We start from the raw sequence: 15,041 nt of genomic DNA, 5'->3' as shown, positions 1-15,041 counted from the left end.
TACGCAAGGTGATCGCGCGATAACTTTGCGTCGACAAGTTGTGATCTGCACATAAAGAAAGAGTCCGGATCGCATGAGAACCGCGACCCGGACTTTACCCCCGTCGGCGTGGGCCAAACGGGTAACGGCGGAGGTGTCAGCTCAGCCGCTCGATGACCATCGCCATGCCCTGGCCGCCGCCGACGCACATCGTCTCCAGGCCGAACTGCTTGTCGTGCCACTGCAGCGAGTTGATCAGCGTGCCGGTGATCCGGGCGCCGGTCATGCCGAAGGGGTGGCCGACGGCGATGCCGCCGCCGTTGACGTTGAGCCGGTCCAGGTCGATGCCGAGGTCCTGGTAGGAGGGGATCACCTGGGCCGCGAAGGCCTCGTTGATCTCGACCAGGTCGATGTCGCCGATCGACATCCCGGCCCGGCGCAGCGCCTGCTTGCTGGCCTCGACCGGGCCCAGCCCCATGATCTCGGGGGAGAGGCCGGTGACGCCGGTGGAGACGATCCGGGCCAGCGGGGTGAGGCCCAGCTCGCGGGCCTTGGTGTCGGACATGATCACCACGGCCGCCGCGCCGTCGTTCAGCGGGCAGCAGTTGCCGGCGTTGACGGTGCCGTCGGGGCGGAAGACCGGCTTGAGGCCGGAGACCGCCTCCAGCGTGACGCCGGCCCGGGGGCCGTCGTCCTTGCTGACCACGGTGCCGTCCGGGGTGGTCACCGGGGTGATCTCGCGGGCCCAGAAGCCGTCGGCGATGGCCTTCTCGGCGAGGTTCTGCGAGCGCACGCCGAACTCGTCCTGCTCCTGGCGGCTGATGCCCTTGAGCTTGGCCAGGTTCTCGGCGGTCTGGCCCATGGCGATGTAGACGTCGGGCGCCAGGCCGTTCTCCCGCGGGTCGCTCCAGACCGGCGCGCCGGTCATGGCGGCGGTCGCCGCGGTGCGCGCGCCGGCCTCGGCGAAGACCGGGTTGGTGGTGTCCGGCCAGCTGTCGGAGTTGCCCTTGACGCTGCGGGACACGGTCTCCACGCCGGCCGAGATGAAGACGTCGCCCTCGCCGGCCCGGATCGCGTGCAGCGCCATCCGGGTCGTCTGCAGCGAGGAGGAGCAGTAGCGGGTGATCGTACAGCCGGGCAGGTGGTCCATCCCGAGCTGGACGGCGACCACGCGGCCCATGTTGAAGCCCTGCTCGCCGCCGGGCAGGCCGCAGCCGAGCATCAGGTCGTCGATGTCGCGCGGGTCGAGCTCGGGCACCTTGGCGAGCGCGGCCTGGATGATCTGCGTGGTCAGGTCGTCCGGGCGGACGTCCTTGAGCGAGCCCTTGAACGCCCGGCCGATCGGCGAGCGGGCGGTGCTGACGATGACGGCTTCGGGCATCACGACTCCAGAGGGTTCCATTGAGCGGGCGGGCTGTGGAGGCACCGCCTGTGGGCGCACTGTCCGCCAAATTACCGTCAGGTAGCCGGGGCGTCAGCGCCGACGGCGTGTGAATTCCCCGACGTTGCGGAATCCCCCTCGGCTGCTCCGTCCGCCGCGGCCGGTTCCGGCTCGGCGACCTCCGGCAGGATCCGGCGGCGCCGGTGCTTCAGCAGCGCCCAGCGGCCCCGGGGTCCGGCCTCCGCGCCGGCCACCGCCGCACCGGCCACCTCCGTCCCGCCCAGCCCCGCGGCCTGCGCGGCGGCCCGGGCGACCGGCAGCACGCCCTCGCCCCGCAGCGCGTCCGCGCGCTCCTCCTCGGGCCAGATCTCCAGCGCCGCGCACATCGACGGCAGCAGTGCCATCGCGGCCGTCTGGTAGCCTTGGGCGGAGGGGTGGTAGCGGTCGGAGGCGAACATCTCCGGCCGGTGCTCGAACTCCGGGCCGAGCAGCGCGCCCAGCGAGACGCTGCGCCCGCCCGAGTCGACCACGGCGATGGTCTGCGCGGCGGCGAGCTGGCGGCTGGCGCGGCGCGCCAGGGTCCGCAGCGGCGGCCGGACCGGCGCGATGGTGCCCAGGTCGGGACAGGTCCCGACGACGACCTCGGCCCCGGCCGCGCGCAGCCGGCGAACCGTTTCGCCGAGCAGCCGCACCGAGTCGGCCAGCTTGATCCGCTGGGTGACGTCATTGGCCCCGATCATCACCAGTGCGATGTCCAGCGCGGGCTCCGCCGCCAGCAGCACTCCCAGCTGCCGCTCCAGGTCGTCCGAGGCGGCGCCGTTGACCGCGGCGACCATCAGCCGGACCGGGCGCTCCGCGACCGAGGCGATCCCGCCGGCCAGCAGTGCCCCCGGGGTGTCCCGGCCCCGGTCGACGCCGAAACCGGCGGCGGTCGAGTCGCCCAGGACGCCCATCAGCAGCGGCGGCTCCTCCCCGCTGGCGAACGCCTCCCCGTAGACGCCGTCGGCGCGCGGTGGCTCACCCTTCAGGGTGTTCAACTGGATCTCCGCCAGTTTCGCCTCGGTCAGCAGCAGCCCGGCGAACCCCACACCGAGCAGACCGATTCCGCCGCCTCCGTAAGCCGCCGCAGCGGCAATGCGTCGTGCCACCCGTTCACGCGACATTGAGCGACCCCATCTCCCGTCCAGCTCCACGCCGTACCTACCCAGGGAGTGTGCCCCACTACGCTGATCCCCACGGAGACGACAAACCGTGCGTCCCGTAGATTTCCGGCTAACCGCGGAGGAGACCCCGTGCGGTACCACGATTCGATCATCGAGCTGGTCGGCAACACCCCTCTGGTGAGGCTCAACAAGGTCGCCGAGGGAATCAGTGCCACCGTTCTGGCCAAGGTTGAGTACTTCAACCCGGGCGGCTCGGTGAAGGACCGCATCGCCATGCGGATGATCGAGGCGGCAGAGGCGTCGGGCGAGCTGAAGCCCGGCGGGACCATCGTCGAGCCCACCTCGGGCAACACCGGTGTCGGGCTGGCGATCGTCGCCCAGCAGAAGGGCTACCGCTGCATCTTCGTCTGCCCGGACAAGGTTTCCACGGACAAGATCAACGTGCTCCGGGCCTACGGCGCCGAGGTCGTGGTCTGCCCGACCGCGGTCGCCCCCGAGCACCCCGACTCGTACTACAACGTCAGCGACCGCCTGGTCCGGGAGACCCCCGGGGCGTGGAAGCCGGACCAGTACTCGAACCCCAACAACCCCGCCAGCCACTACGACTCCACCGGCCCCGAGCTGTGGGAGCAGACGGATGGCCGGATCACGCACTTCGTGGCCGGCGTCGGCACCGGCGGCACCATCTCCGGTACCGGCCGCTACCTCAAGGACGTCTCCAAGGGCGCGGTCCAGGTCGTCGGCGCGGACCCGGAGGGCTCCGTCTACTCCGGCGGCTCCGGCCGCCCCTACCTGGTCGAGGGCGTCGGCGAGGACTTCTGGCCGACCGCCTACGACCGCACGGTGGCCGACGAGATCGTGCCGGTCTCCGACAAGGACTCGTTCCAGATGACCCGCCGCCTCGCCAAGGAGGAGGGCCTGCTGGTCGGCGGCTCCTGCGGGATGGCCGTGGTCGCGGCGCTGCGGGTGGCCGAGCGGCTCGGCCCGGACGACGTGGTCGTGGTGCTGCTCCCGGACTCCGGGCGCGGCTACCTCTCGAAGATCTTCAACGACGACTGGATGCAGGACTACGGCTTCCTGGACGAGGGCGGTCCCGAGTCGGTCGTCGGCGATGTACTGGCCCGCAAGGACGCGCTGGAGCACGGCGGCATTCCGCAGTTCGTCCACATGCACCCGCAGGAGTCGGTCGGCGAGGCCGTGCAGATCCTCCGCGAGTACGGCGTCTCCCAGCTCCCGGTGGTCTCGCCCGGCGCTGGCCACCCGGACGTGATGGCCGGCGAGGTCATCGGCTCGATCGTGGAGCGGGACCTGCTGGACGGTCTCTTCGCCAAGCGCTTCGAGCTCGCCGACCCGATCGAGGGTCACATGTCGGCGCCGCTGCCGGTGGTGGGCTCCGGCGAGTCCATCACCCGGCTGATGGCGGTGCTGGAGCGGGCCGACGCCGCCGTGGTCCTGGTCGAGGGCAAGCCGCAGGGCATCGTCACCCGGCAGGACCTGCTGTCCTTCATGGCGGAGCACGGCGTGCACTGAGGCGGACCCGCCCCGTTCACAGAAGCTCCCCCAACTGGTACGCCTACGACACGTACCGGCAGCACGGTTTTAACAAGCGCCCGGCATTGTTGTCACCACGGCAAGAAGCCGAGCTTGGTGGCGGCGGGGGACCGGAGCGGCTCCCGGACCCCGCAGTCGCCAACTGGACGCGTCGGACGGCCCTGACCCGGTCGGCCGCGTCCGCCCGCGGGAACCACCGTCGTCCCGCCCCTGAGCCCTCGTGGCTCGGGGTGCGGTGGGTCCCGTGGCACCAAGGGCTCCGCGTTCCCGGGTGGGGGAACAGGGCGGAGACACCGGGGCCGGTCCTCTTCGAGGGCCGGCCCCGCTGGTGTGCCCGGGGCCGCCCGGCCTCAGTGCGCGAGGCGGCGGACGGCGCAGGCCAGGCCGATGCCGGCGACCGCCAGGCCGATGCCGCCGGCGGTGTACTCGGCGGGGCTCGCGCCGGAGGTCGACGAGGCCAGCGACCGGCCGCCGCTCTGCACGGTCGAGCCGGTGCTGGAGGCCACCGCGCTGACGTCGTGCCGGGCCGCCGCATTGGTCGCGGCGGAGGCCATCGGGCCCAGGGCCAGCACGGCGAGGGTACCGATCCCGGCGGCGACGGCGGTGGTGGTCAGCGGGCGGCGCGGACGGCGCGGACTCAATGGTGCTCCCTGCAAATCGCTGCATTGCTGCAACCCGCACTGCTGCGTGGTTCGCACGATGCTAATCAGCCAGGGTTGTGTTGGATAGGGTCACGCCATGACTAGTGAGACCAGCGAGCCGCGCTACATCCGGCTGCAGATCGAGCTCATCGCGGAGATCGTCGATGAGAAGGCCCTGGCGTCGGCTGCCCTGGAGCAGGTCCGGGACGACGCCTTCCTTGAGGACGAGGAGCGCGCGGAGGCCGTCGCCGCCATCGAGATCGACCCGGCCGGGTCGATCGCCCACTTCGTCGACCCGGTGGCGATGCTCTCGGGCATCCCAGGCATCGAGCTCGCCGAGGCGACCTGGGAGTCCCAGCCGGTCGACTACGACCCCGAGAACGAGGACTGGGACGTCTACGACTCCGACGCCGAGGGCGCGGCCGAGGACGAGGACTGAGGACGAGGACTAGGTATCCGGCGGACCAGGTGTCCGACAGGCGACGGGCGGCCCCGAACGGGGCCGCCCGTCGGCGTTCGGAGGCCGTGACAGCTGAGCCGTTGCCAGAACCGTTGATTAGCATGCAGATGGGATCAGATTCGGGCATACCCGGGTAACTGGACTATGTTCATGTGATCAGCAGCGCGGAAGCGCCGACGCGAGGGAGCCAGCGAAGTGACAGCAGCCGATCAGCGGGACGGCGCCTCCCTGCCGACCGATGCCGCGGCGGGCGCCGCGCCCGCGCCCGGCGGACGCCGCAGCTGGGGCCGGCGCGCGGTGGTGGCCGGGCTGGCAGCCACCCCGGTGGCCCTGGTCGCCGCCTGCAGCGGCGGCCGCTCCGACGGCTCCGGAGCGTCCGGCGCGGGCGGCGCCGGGGCGGCGAAGACCTCGGCGGCGGTGGTGACCGTCACCCCCGCGGGCGGCAGCCAGAAGGCGGACTTCACCCAGCCGGTCAAGGTCACCGTGGCCGGCGGCACCCTCAGCTCGGTCACCGTCACCGGTCCCGGCGGCGTCCTGGTCGCCGGGCAGCTCGCGGCCGACGGCACCAGTTGGACCAGTACCGGCAAGCTCAGTTCCGGCACCGGCTACCAGGTCGCGACCGTCGCCACCGACCACGCCAAGGTGCAGCTGAAGCAGCAGACCAGCTTCACCACGGGCGCCCCGGCCAAGACCTTCGTCGGGGTCTTCACCCCCGAGGACGGCACCACCGTGGGCGTCGGCATGCCGGTCTCCATCGTCTTCAACAAGCCGGTCGCCGACCAGGCCGCCGTGCAGAAGGCGGTCACCGTCACGGCCGTGCCGCCGGTCCCGGTGGTCGGTCACTGGTTCAGCTCCACCCGGCTCGACTTCCGCCCCGAGGAGTACTGGACGCCCGGCACCAGGGTCACCCTCAGCCTGCGGCTGAAGGACGTCGAGGGCGCCCCCGGCGTCTACGGCACCCAGGCCAAGGACGTGGCCTTCACCATCGGCCGCAGCCAGACCAGCGTCGCCGACCTCGCCGCCAAGCAGCTGACCGTCACCCGCGACGGCAGGGTCACCCAGACCTGGCCGATCTCCGGCGGCAGCCCCCAGCACACCACCTGGGCCGGGAAGATGGTGATCTCCGAGAAGCTGCTGCAGACCCGGATGGACTCGCAGACCGTCAACCTCGGCGGCGAGTACAACATCGCCGACGTCCCGCACGCCATGCGGCTCACCACCTCCGGCACCTTCATCCACGGCAACTACTGGGCCGGCACCTCGGTCTTCGGCAGCGCCAACACCAGCCACGGCTGCGTCGGCATGCACGACGTCCAGGGCGCGGGCAGCCCCAGCACCCCGGCCGCGGCCTTCTACAACAGCTCGATCACCGGCGACGTCGTCGAGGTGGTCAACTCGGGCGACCAGACCGTCGCTTCGTCCAACGGGCTGAACGGCTGGAACATGGACTGGGCCAGCTGGAAGGCCGGCAGCGCGGTCTGACGGCAGTGCGGTCCGACGGCAGTGCGGTCCGACGGCAGCTCCGGCTGTCGGTGGCGGCGCGTAGGCTCGGTGACGTGAACCCGCAGGAGCTGACCAACCTCGCGCATCTGCGAAGGGCCCGGGACCTGATCGACCGGGAGTACGCGCGTCCGCTCGACGTGCCGACGATGGCGCAGCGGGCGCTGATGTCGCCCGCGCACTTCTCCCGGCAGTTCCGGGCCGCCTACGGCGAGACGCCCTACAGCTACCTCATGACCCGGCGGATCGAGCGCGCCATGGCGCTGCTGCGCGCGGGTGCGAGCGTGACCGACGCCTGCATGGAGGTCGGCTGTACCTCGCTGGGCTCCTTCAGCTCCCGGTTCACCGAGATCACCGGCGAGACGCCCAGCGCCTACCGGAGCCGCGAGCACAGCGCGGTCGAGGCGATGCCCGCCTGCATCGCCAAGGTGCGGACCAGGCCGCGCCGGGACGGGCAGGCGAGCAGGATCCGAGAAGCGCGCCCGGGGGCCGGTGCCTAGAGTCGGGGGCATGACTGTTTCCCTCAGGTACTGCCACATCACCGTCAACGACCCCGACGAGTCGCTCGCGTTCTACCGGGACGCGCTCGGCCTGGAGCTGCGCAACGACGTCGGCTCCGGCGGAATGCGCTGGGTCACCCTCGGCAGCCCCGACCAGCCCGAGCTGGAGATCGTCCTGTCCGCACCCTCGGCCGGCCGCTCCCAGGCCGACGCCGACGCCCTGCAGGAGCTGCTCACCAAGGGCGTCCTGTCGATGGTGGTCTTCGGCACGGACGACGTCGACGCACTGTTCGAGAAGGTCCGGGCCTCCGGGGCCGAGGTGCTGCAGGAGCCCATGGACCAGGCCTGGGGCCCGCGCGACTGCGCCTTCCGCGACCCCTCCGGCAACATGGTGCGGATCAACCAGACGCCGAAGGCGTAGCCGCCACCAGGATCACCTCCAGCGTCCGCGGTCCGTGGACGCCCTCCACCCGGTCGAGTTCGATGTCGCTGGTGGCCGAGGGACCGGAGATCCAGGTCTGCGGTCGGCGCGGGTCAAGCCGCGGCAGCGCCCGCGGCACGGAGGTGACGACCTGTTCCGCGCGGACCACGCACAGGTGGTGGTCCGGGACCAGGGTCAGGATCCGTCGGCCCTGTCCCGGTCCCGCGTCGAGCACGATGGTCCCGGTCTCGGCCACGGCCAGCGCGCAGCCGGTGAGCACGCTGTCGACCAGGTCCAACCGGGCCGCGGTCAATCCGGGCCCGTCCGGCAGCAGTTCGAGCGCGTCCGGGCCGGGGAGCCACTCCTCGGGCAGGTCGGCCGGGACGGCCAGCGACCGCGACCCGTGGGCGCGCAGCAGTTCGGCGACCAGTGCGGCCAGCCGGTCCGGGGTGGTGCGGTGGACCAGGGCCCGGTAGTCGGCGAGGTTCTCCGCCAGCAGGTCGAGCACGGCCGCCGGGTCGGCCGCGGTGTGCTCGGCGCGGTAGTCGCGCGGCACGGCGTGGTCGTCCGGCTGCTCCTGCCGGGGGACGTCGGCGAGGGCGGCGCGGACCCTGCCGAGCACGCGTTCACGGGAGCCGCTCATCGGGGAGTCTCCTCCGGGCTGTCGTTCTCCGGGCCGTCGTGGTGCTGCTTCCACCAGTCGCGGAAGGACTGCGCGGGCAGCTGCGGCAGGTCGCGGCTGTCGCTCCAGGCCTTGGCCGGGCCGGGCAGCGGCAGCCGGCGCGGGTGCAGCCGACGGGTCAGCGAGGCCGCGCGGGTCGCGGCCGAGTAGGCGGCGGGGTGGTCCAGCAGCCAGGTGGCGCCCTTGACCACCGCACGCTCGGTGCGGTGCCCGGGGGCCTGCTCGACCACCTGCTCACGCAGGTGGACCAGGACCTCGGGGATGTCGATGGCGACCGGGCAGACCTCGTAGCAGGCCCCGCAGAGCGAGGAGGCGTACGGCAGCGAGGCGTCCAGCTCGCTCTGCACGCCCCGCAGTTGCGGGGTGAGGATGGCGCCGATCGGACCGGGGTAGGGCGAGCCGTAGGCGTGCCCGCCGGCCCGCTCGTAGACCGGGCAGACGTTGAGGCAGGCCGAGCAGCGGATGCAGCGCAGCGCCTGGCGGCCGACCTCGTCGGCGAGGGTGTCGGTCCGGCCGTTGTCGAGCAGCACCAGGTGGAACTCGCCGGGGCCGTCCGCCCCGGTGGTGCCGGTCCAGGTCGAGGTGTACGGGTTCATCCGTTCGGCGGTCGAGGAGCGCGGCAGGAGCTGGAGGAACACCTCCAGGTCGCGCCAGGTCGGGATCACCTTCTCGATGCCGACCACGGAGATCAGCGTCTCCGGCAGGGTCAGGCACATCCGGCCGTTGCCCTCGGACTCGACCACCACCAGCGTCCCGGTCTCGGCGACCAGGAAGTTGGCGCCGGAGACGCCGACCTTCGCCCGCAGGAACTTCTCCCGCAGGTGCAGCCGGGCCGCCTCGGCCAGCTCGGCGGGGGAGTCGGACAGCCCCTCGGGCGCCGGGCGGCCCCAACGGGCCATCTGCTCGCGGAAGATGTCACGGATCTCGGTGCGGTTCCGGTGGATCGCCGGGACCAGGATGTGCGAGGGCAGGTCGTCGCCGAGCTGGACGATCAGCTCGGCCAGGTCGGTCTCGTAGGCGGCGATGCCCTCGGCGGCCAGCGCCTCGTTCAGCCCGATCTCCTGGGTCGCCATCGACTTGACCTTGACGACCTCCGTCTCTCCCTTGGCCTTGACCAGGTCGGCGACGATCCGGTTGGCCTCGTCGGCGTCGGCCGCCCAGTGCACGGTGCCGCCGGCCGCGGTGACCGCCGCCTCCGCCTGGACCAGGTAGTGGTCGAGGTGGCGCAGCGTCCGGTCCTTGATCGCCTTCCCGGCCCGGCGCAGCTGCGCCCAGTCGTCGAGCTCGGCGACGGCCCTGGCCCGCTTGTCACGGATGGTGTGGGTGGCCCGGGTGAGGTTGGCGCGCAGTTGCGCGTCCTTGGTGGAGGCGGCGGCGGCCTCGGGGAAGGCCGGCATGCCGAGGTAGGTGGCGTTCATACCAGTGCCTCCGCTTCGGTACTGGCCAGGATCTCCGCGAGGTGGAGGGTTCGGAGCGGCGCGTCCTGGCGGCGGAGCATCCCGGAGAGGTGCATCAGACAGGAGTTGTCCGCCCCGCACAGCCGCTCGGCGCCGGTGGAGAGGGCGTTGCGGACCTTGTCGGCGCCCATGGCGGCGGAGACGTCCGGGTTCTTCACCGAGAAGGTGCCGCCGAAGCCGCAGCACTCCTCGGCCCCCGGCAGCTCCAGCAGGGTGAGCCCGCGGACGGCGCGCAGCAGCCGCTGCGGGCGGTCGCCGAGGCCCAGCATCCGCAGTCCGTGGCAGGACGGGTGGTAGGTGACGGTGTGCGGGTAGTAGGCGCCGACGTCGGTGCGGCCGAGGACGTCGACCAGGAACTCGGTGAGCTCGTACATCCGGGGGACCAGCGCCTCGGCGGCGTCCGCGAGTTCGGCGCCGCGGCCCTCGGCCAGGGCCTTGCGGCCGATCCTGGGGTAGTTGTCGCGGACCATCGCGACGCAGGAGCCGCTCGGGGTCACCACGTAGTCGTAGCCCGCGAACGCCGCGGCCGTCCGGCGGACCAGCGGTTCGGTCTCGCGCCGGTAGCCGGTGTTGAACTGCGGCTGCCCGCAGCAGGTCTGGGCGGCGGGGAAGTCGACCTCGACCCCGAGTCTTCGCAGCAGGGTGACCACCGCGCGCGCGGTGTCCGGGTACAGGGCGTCGTTGACGCAGGTGGCGAAGAGGGCGACACGCATGGGATTCCTTGTCGGCCGGGTGAGCGCTGGGACCACCCTCCTCCCGGGGAGGTTCATGTGTCCAATGACTGGTTGGTGATCGATGCATGCCTACGAGTCATGGATATAGTCGGCTCCATGGACGTCGAGTCACTGCGCTGGTTCCAGTCCGTCGCCGAGGGGGCGACCGTCACCGAGACCAGTCGGCTCGCCCACATGACCCAGTCGGGCGTGTCCCGCGCGCTCGACCGGCTCGGACGCGAGGTGGGCGCGCCGCTGCTGGAGCCGCACGGCCGACTGCTCCGGCCGACCAGGGCCGGGGAGCTGTTCAAGGCGGGCGTCGACCGGGCGCTGGCGGAGCTGGACGGCGCGGCCTCGGCCGTGCGCCGGCTCACCGACCCGGAACAGGGCACGGTGGCGCTGGCCTTCCACCTCTCCTTCGGCACCTGGCTGGTGCCCGACCTGGTCGGCAGCTTCCTGACGCAGAACCCGCAGGTCCGCTTCGAGCTGAAGCAGCTCCAGGACGACGTCATAGCCGCGCTGCTGGACGAGGGCCGGGTCGACCTGGTGATCACCAGTCCCCGCCCGCCGGAGCCGGACATCGAATGGCACCGGCTGCTGGCCGAGCCGCTCTGCCTGGCGGTGCCGCCGGGGCACCGGCTCGCGGGGCGGAGGCGGGTCCGGCTGGCCGAGGTGGGCGACGACCCGCTGGTCACCCTCACCAGGCGCTACTCGCTGCGCGCGGCGGTCGAGGCCCTCTGCGAGCAGGCCGGGTTCCGGCCGCGGATCGCCTTCGAGGGCGAGGACCTGCTGACCATGCACGGCTTCGTCGCGGCCGGTCTGGGGGTTGCCGTGGTCCCGGCGCCGCGCGGCGCGGTGGCGGAGACCGGCCGCGGCGACCTCCGCTTCCTGCGCCTCGCCGATCCGCTGGCCAGCCGCGAGGTGGGCCTCGCCTGGTCGGCCCGGCGACCGCTGCCGCCGGCGGCGGAGGCGTTCTGGCGGCACGGCGTGGCCCGCGCCGCCGCCGACGCCTGGTCGCCGGCGACCTGACCTGCCGTCGGTGCTCAACCGGCGACCTCGGCCGCCCAGTCGATGCGGTGGTCGAACATCCAGGCCGCCTTCTCGGGCTTGGCCAGCCTGCCGAAGACCCGCATCAGCATCGCGAAGACCACCCGGCCGACCGGTCCCGCGGCCTTGGCGCTGTTCTTGTGGGTGGTCTCCTTGATGATCCGCTCGACCCGGGGCCGGCGCAGCCGCTCGTAGGCGGCGAAGGCGTCCGGGTACGGCAGGTCGCGGAGGCAGCGGGCCAGTTCGATCGCGCTCTCGATGGAGAGCGACGCCCCCTGCCCGGAGCTGGACGAGGGCGCGTGGGCCGAGTCGCCGACCAGCACCATCCGGCCCCGGCTCCAGACCGGGACCTGCGGCATGTTCTCCATCGAGCCGACCACGATCAGCTCCTCCGGCGGGGTCCGGTCGATCAGCTCCCGGGCCGGGGTCCGGTCGTCGGCGAACTTGGCGCTCAGCAGCGCCAGCCACTGGGCGGCCGGGGTCCGCCGCGCCTCGGCGGCGGACATCGGCTCGGGGTGCGGCAGGTTGACGAACCAGACGCCGGTGGCGTCGTCGAGCACCTGGTAGCCGAGGAAGGCCTGCTTGCCGAAGCTCATGTTCATCTTGGACCGGGTCGAGGGCGTGGCCACGTGCTCCACCCGGGCGCCGAAGCTGATCAGCCCGGCGTACTGGGGTCCGGGCGCGTCCGGGTCGATCAGGGTGCGGACGGTGGAGCGGATGCCGTCCGCGCCGATCAGCACGTCTGCGGTGGCCTCCGAGCCGTCGGCGAAGTGCGCGGTGACACCGTCCGCCGTCTCGGTCGCGTCGACCAGCCGCCGGCCGCGCTCGATCCGGATGCCGCGCCGCTCGGCCTCGCCGTGGAGCGAGCTGTAGAGGTCCGCGCGCCAGACCAGCTGCATCGGCGGGACGCCGGGCGGGTTGCCGAACTCGGCGAGCCGCCGGCCCGCCCAGTCCTGCATGACGATCCCGGTCATCGGGACGCCGAGCGGCCGGAGCAGTTCGCCGAGGCCGACGGCGTCGAGGGCGTCCTGGCCGTTGGGGGCGATGGTCATGCCGCCGCCGAGGCTGTCCGCCGTGTGGGCGTAGGCCTCGTACACGGTGGCTTCGATGCCGGCCTGCTGGAGGGCCATCGCCGCGATCGGGCCGGCGATGCCGCCGCCGATGACCAGGGCCGTGCGGATGCGGGTGCTCATGACTGCTTCCTGCCTTCTGTTCGAGCGGTGCGCTGCCGATGCCGTGTCGATGCTGATTGATAGTTGCACTGAAACTAGTCTCAAGTCAACTAGTTCGCTTGGGGGTAGTATCTGCTCCATGGCCACCCCGATGCGCAGCTCCCCGCTCGCCCTCACCGTGCTCGCCCTGCTGCACTACCAGCCGCTGCACCCCTACGGGATCCAGCGGCTGATCAAGCAGTGGGGCAAGGACCAGGTCGTCAACGTCGGCCAGCGGGCCGGCCTGTACCGCACCATCGAGCGGCTGCTCGGCGCCGGGCTGATCGCGGTCCGGGAGACCGGCCGGGACCAGCAGTACCCGGAGCGCACCGTCTACGAGGTCACCGACGAGGGGCGGGCCACCGCCCGGAGCTGGCTGCTGGAGATGCTCGGCACGCCCAAGCAGGAGTTCCCCGAGTTCCCGGCCGCGCTCTCGCAACTGCTGCTGCTGGACGCCCCGGAGATGCTGGCGGCGCTGGAGCGCCGGCGCGCCCTGCTGGCCACCGCCCTGCGGGCGATGGACGAGGCGGCCGCGGCCGAGGCCGGGCGCGGACTGCCGCGGATCACCATGCTGGAGGGCGAGTACCTGCGCGCGGTGACCGCCGCCGAGGCCGACTGGCTCGACGGCGTGGTGGACGACCTCCGGGCCGGCCGGCTCACCTGGTCGACCGAGCAACTGCACGCCTTCGCCGAGGCGCAGGAGTAGGGCGCAGCAGCAGGACGCGCGTGACCGGTAGGCTCTGACCGCCGGTCACTCACGCACTCGGGGAGCCTCAGATGCCGCAGATCACCGTCGACCACTCCGACCGCCTGGTGCTCGACCGGCGGGCCTTCGCCGCCGAGCTGCACCCGCTGGTCGCCAAGACCATCGACACCACCGTGGACGCGTGCAAGACCCGCTTCAGCCGGATCGAGGAGTCGTTCATCGGGGACGGCGACCCGGCCCAGGTCATGCTCCACCTGGAGATCGGCATCCTGGCCGGGCGCAGCACCGAGCTGAAGACCGAACTCTCCGAGGCCGTCCTGGCGCTGGTCCGTTCGCACGCCACCGCTGCCCCCGGCGACCGGCTGCACCTCGCGGTGGACGTGGTGGACCTGGACCGCGGGACCTACCGCAGCGTCTGAGCGCCGCGCTTCGTCGCACTTCTCCCGCTTTGCCGACTACCCTCGTGGCTCATGAGCAGCAGTGAGCAGCAGTATGCGTTCGAGACCCTGGCCATCCACGCGGGACAGGAGGCGGACCCGCAGACCGGGGCCGTGGTGACCCCGATCTACCAGGTGTCCACCTACAAGCAGGACGGCGTCGGCGGGCTGCGCGGCGGCTACGAGTACAGCCGGTCCGCCAACCCGACCCGGACCGCGCTGGAGCAGAACCTGGCGGCGCTGGACGGCGGTCGGCGCGGGCTGGCCTTCGCCTCCGGCCTGGCCGCCGAGGACTGCCTGCTGCGGACGGTGACCAAGCCGGGCGACCACATCGTCATCCCCAACGACGCCTACGGCGGCACCTTCCGGCTGTTCGCCAAGGTGCTGTCGCGCTGGGGCGTGGAGTGGTCGGTGGCCAACACCCACAACCCGGAGTCGGTGCGCGCAGCGGTCCGGCCCAACACCAAGGTCGTCTGGGTGGAGACGCCGAGCAACCCGCTGCTCGGGATCACCGACGTCGCCGCGCTGGCCCAGATCGCCCGGGACGCGGGCGCGAAGCTGGTCGTCGACAACACCTTCGCCAGCCCCTACCTCCAGCAGCCGCTGGCGCTGGGCGCGGACATCGTCGTCTACTCGACCACCAAGTACATGGGCGGCCACTCGGACGTCGTCGGCGGCGCCCTGGTCACCGGCGACGCCGAGCTGGGCGAGGATCTGGCGTACCACCAGAACGCGATGGGCGCGGTGGCCGGGCCGTTCGACGCCTGGCTGGTGATGCGCGGCATCAAGACGCTGGGCGTGCGGATGGACCGGCACAGCGAGAACGCCACCCGGGTCGCCGAGTTCCTGGTGGGCCACCCGAAGGTGGCCGAGGTGCTCTACCCCGGGCTGCCCACCCACGTCGGCCACGACATCGCGGTCAAGCAGATGAAGGCGTTCGGCGGCATGGTGTCCTTCCGCCACAAGGACGGCGAGGAGGCGGCGGTGCAGGTCTGCAACCGCGCCAAGCTGTTCACCCTGGGCGAGTCGCTGGGCGGCGTGGAGTCGCTGATCGAGCACCCGGGCCGGATGACCCACGCCTCCGCCGCCGGCTCGCCGTTGGAGGTCCCGGCGGACCTGGTCCGGCTCTCGGTCGGCATCGAGTCGGCCGACGACCTGCTGGCCGACCTGTCCGAGGCGCTCCGGTAGCAGC

16 protein-coding genes are annotated in these 15,041 nt (G+C 72.2%); 9 read left to right on the top strand and 7 right to left on the bottom strand.

All coding sequences use genetic code 11. The features are described from left to right. Positions 1-136 precede the first annotated feature (136 nt). A complete protein-coding gene (locus BS75_RS16480) occupies positions 137-1,360 on the bottom strand; it encodes an acetyl-CoA C-acetyltransferase (RefSeq protein ID WP_034088778.1) in 1,224 nt (407 codons plus the stop codon). Between the two features lie 77 nt (positions 1,361-1,437). Beyond that, positions 1,438-2,508 carry an SGNH/GDSL hydrolase family protein gene (locus BS75_RS16475; RefSeq protein WP_042438913.1) on the bottom strand — a complete coding sequence of 357 codons (1,071 nt, stop codon included), beginning with the start codon at positions 2,506-2,508 and terminating at the stop codon, positions 1,438-1,440. A gap of 144 nt (positions 2,509-2,652) precedes the next feature. On the opposite strand from BS75_RS16475, the gene BS75_RS16470 reads away from it, so the two are divergent. Next, positions 2,653-4,053 (top strand): cystathionine beta-synthase, encoded by a 1,401-nt coding sequence (locus BS75_RS16470; protein WP_034088777.1) that lies wholly within the window; start codon positions 2,653-2,655, stop codon positions 4,051-4,053. A gap of 371 nt (positions 4,054-4,424) precedes the next feature. Here the strand turns inward: BS75_RS16470 and BS75_RS16465 are convergent, their stop codons facing one another. After that, the gene (locus BS75_RS16465) at positions 4,425-4,715 is read right to left on the bottom strand and encodes a hypothetical protein (RefSeq protein ID WP_034088776.1); all 291 of its coding nucleotides are present in this window, start codon (positions 4,713-4,715) and stop codon (positions 4,425-4,427) included. 97 nt (positions 4,716-4,812) lie between these two features. Here BS75_RS16465 and BS75_RS16460 point away from each other — a divergent pair, with 97 nt between their 5' ends. The 4 genes from BS75_RS16460 to BS75_RS16445 all read left to right on the top strand — a co-directional run bounded on the left by BS75_RS16460 (position 4,813) and on the right by BS75_RS16445 (position 7,596). Then, a complete protein-coding gene (locus BS75_RS16460; RefSeq protein WP_034088775.1) occupies positions 4,813-5,154 on the top strand; it encodes a hypothetical protein in 342 nt (113 codons plus the stop codon). Positions 5,155-5,403: 249 nt separating this feature from the next. Then, positions 5,404-6,657, top strand: a complete 1,254-nt coding sequence (locus BS75_RS16455; protein WP_042438911.1) for a L,D-transpeptidase — start codon at positions 5,404-5,406, stop codon at positions 6,655-6,657. 74 nt (positions 6,658-6,731) lie between these two features. Further along, entirely contained in the window at positions 6,732-7,175 is a 444-nt protein-coding gene (locus BS75_RS16450) for a helix-turn-helix transcriptional regulator (RefSeq protein ID WP_034093173.1), read from the top strand. 10 nt (positions 7,176-7,185) lie between these two features. Then, positions 7,186-7,596, top strand: coding sequence for a VOC family protein (locus BS75_RS16445; protein ID WP_034088774.1), 411 nt, complete (start codon positions 7,186-7,188; stop codon positions 7,594-7,596). On the opposite strand, the gene BS75_RS16440 is transcribed toward BS75_RS16445, so the two are convergent. Genes BS75_RS16440 through BS75_RS16430 form a run of 3 tightly spaced genes read right to left on the bottom strand, consistent with a single transcriptional unit; the run spans position 7,574 to position 10,448 of the window. Next, on the bottom strand, positions 7,574-8,239 hold the full coding sequence (locus BS75_RS16440; RefSeq protein WP_034088773.1) for a LutC/YkgG family protein: 666 nt from the start codon (positions 8,237-8,239) through the stop codon (positions 7,574-7,576). The two genes, BS75_RS16445 and BS75_RS16440, sit on opposite strands and share 23 nt — an antisense overlap. Further along, the gene (locus BS75_RS16435; RefSeq protein WP_034088772.1) at positions 8,236-9,696 is read right to left on the bottom strand and encodes a LutB/LldF family L-lactate oxidation iron-sulfur protein; all 1,461 of its coding nucleotides are present in this window, start codon (positions 9,694-9,696) and stop codon (positions 8,236-8,238) included. Before BS75_RS16435 ends, BS75_RS16440 begins: the two co-directional genes overlap by 4 nt. After that, positions 9,693-10,448: a (Fe-S)-binding protein gene (locus tag BS75_RS16430; RefSeq protein WP_034088771.1), complete on the bottom strand. Its 756-nt coding sequence runs from the start codon at positions 10,446-10,448 to the stop codon at positions 9,693-9,695. Before BS75_RS16430 ends, BS75_RS16435 begins: the two co-directional genes overlap by 4 nt. A 117-nt stretch (positions 10,449-10,565) precedes the next feature. Between BS75_RS16430 and BS75_RS16425 the strand changes: the two genes are divergently transcribed. Next, positions 10,566-11,477 (top strand): LysR family transcriptional regulator, encoded by a 912-nt coding sequence (locus BS75_RS16425; RefSeq protein ID WP_034088770.1) that lies wholly within the window; start codon positions 10,566-10,568, stop codon positions 11,475-11,477. 14 nt (positions 11,478-11,491) lie between these two features. On the opposite strand, the gene BS75_RS16420 is transcribed toward BS75_RS16425, so the two are convergent. Then, positions 11,492-12,688 (bottom strand): FAD-dependent oxidoreductase, encoded by a 1,197-nt coding sequence (locus tag BS75_RS16420; RefSeq protein WP_034088769.1) that lies wholly within the window; start codon positions 12,686-12,688, stop codon positions 11,492-11,494. 118 nt (positions 12,689-12,806) lie between these two features. Between BS75_RS16420 and BS75_RS16415 the strand changes: the two genes are divergently transcribed. The 3 genes from BS75_RS16415 to BS75_RS16405 all read left to right on the top strand — a co-directional run bounded on the left by BS75_RS16415 (position 12,807) and on the right by BS75_RS16405 (position 15,037). Beyond that, positions 12,807-13,412 (top strand): PadR family transcriptional regulator, encoded by a 606-nt coding sequence (locus BS75_RS16415; protein WP_034088768.1) that lies wholly within the window; start codon positions 12,807-12,809, stop codon positions 13,410-13,412. 71 nt (positions 13,413-13,483) lie between these two features. After that, positions 13,484-13,831 carry a 5-carboxymethyl-2-hydroxymuconate Delta-isomerase gene (locus BS75_RS16410; RefSeq protein WP_034088767.1) on the top strand — a complete coding sequence of 116 codons (348 nt, stop codon included), beginning with the start codon at positions 13,484-13,486 and terminating at the stop codon, positions 13,829-13,831. 51 nt (positions 13,832-13,882) lie between these two features. After that, the gene (locus BS75_RS16405; RefSeq protein ID WP_034088766.1) at positions 13,883-15,037 is read left to right on the top strand and encodes a cystathionine gamma-synthase; all 1,155 of its coding nucleotides are present in this window, start codon (positions 13,883-13,885) and stop codon (positions 15,035-15,037) included. The last annotated feature ends 4 nt before the right edge of the window (positions 15,038-15,041 follow it).

This window comes from Streptacidiphilus albus JL83, from assembly GCF_000744705.1.
Lineage (GTDB): Bacteria > Actinomycetota > Actinomycetes > Streptomycetales > Streptomycetaceae > Streptacidiphilus > Streptacidiphilus albus.
Note: the sequence above shows the minus strand (reverse complement) of the source record. Positions and strands in the feature narration are given on the sequence as shown.

Coding starts and splice junctions, on each gene's coding strand:
- BS75_RS16415 (WP_034088768.1), top strand. CDS start 12,807: ATGGCCACCCCGATGCGCAGCTCCCCGCTCGCCCTCACCGTGCTCGCC.
- BS75_RS16425 (WP_034088770.1), top strand. CDS start 10,566: ATGGACGTCGAGTCACTGCGCTGGTTCCAGTCCGTCGCCGAGGGGGCG.
- BS75_RS16480 (WP_034088778.1), bottom strand. CDS start 1,360: ATGCCCGAAGCCGTCATCGTCAGCACCGCCCGCTCGCCGATCGGCCGG.
- BS75_RS16445 (WP_034088774.1), top strand. CDS start 7,186: ATGACTGTTTCCCTCAGGTACTGCCACATCACCGTCAACGACCCCGAC.
- BS75_RS16430 (WP_034088771.1), bottom strand. CDS start 10,448: ATGCGTGTCGCCCTCTTCGCCACCTGCGTCAACGACGCCCTGTACCCG.
- BS75_RS16420 (WP_034088769.1), bottom strand. CDS start 12,688: ATGAGCACCCGCATCCGCACGGCCCTGGTCATCGGCGGCGGCATCGCC.
- BS75_RS16410 (WP_034088767.1), top strand. CDS start 13,484: ATGCCGCAGATCACCGTCGACCACTCCGACCGCCTGGTGCTCGACCGG.
- BS75_RS16460 (WP_034088775.1), top strand. CDS start 4,813: ATGACTAGTGAGACCAGCGAGCCGCGCTACATCCGGCTGCAGATCGAG.
- BS75_RS16440 (WP_034088773.1), bottom strand. CDS start 8,239: ATGAGCGGCTCCCGTGAACGCGTGCTCGGCAGGGTCCGCGCCGCCCTC.
- BS75_RS16405 (WP_034088766.1), top strand. CDS start 13,883: ATGAGCAGCAGTGAGCAGCAGTATGCGTTCGAGACCCTGGCCATCCAC.
- BS75_RS16435 (WP_034088772.1), bottom strand. CDS start 9,696: ATGAACGCCACCTACCTCGGCATGCCGGCCTTCCCCGAGGCCGCCGCC.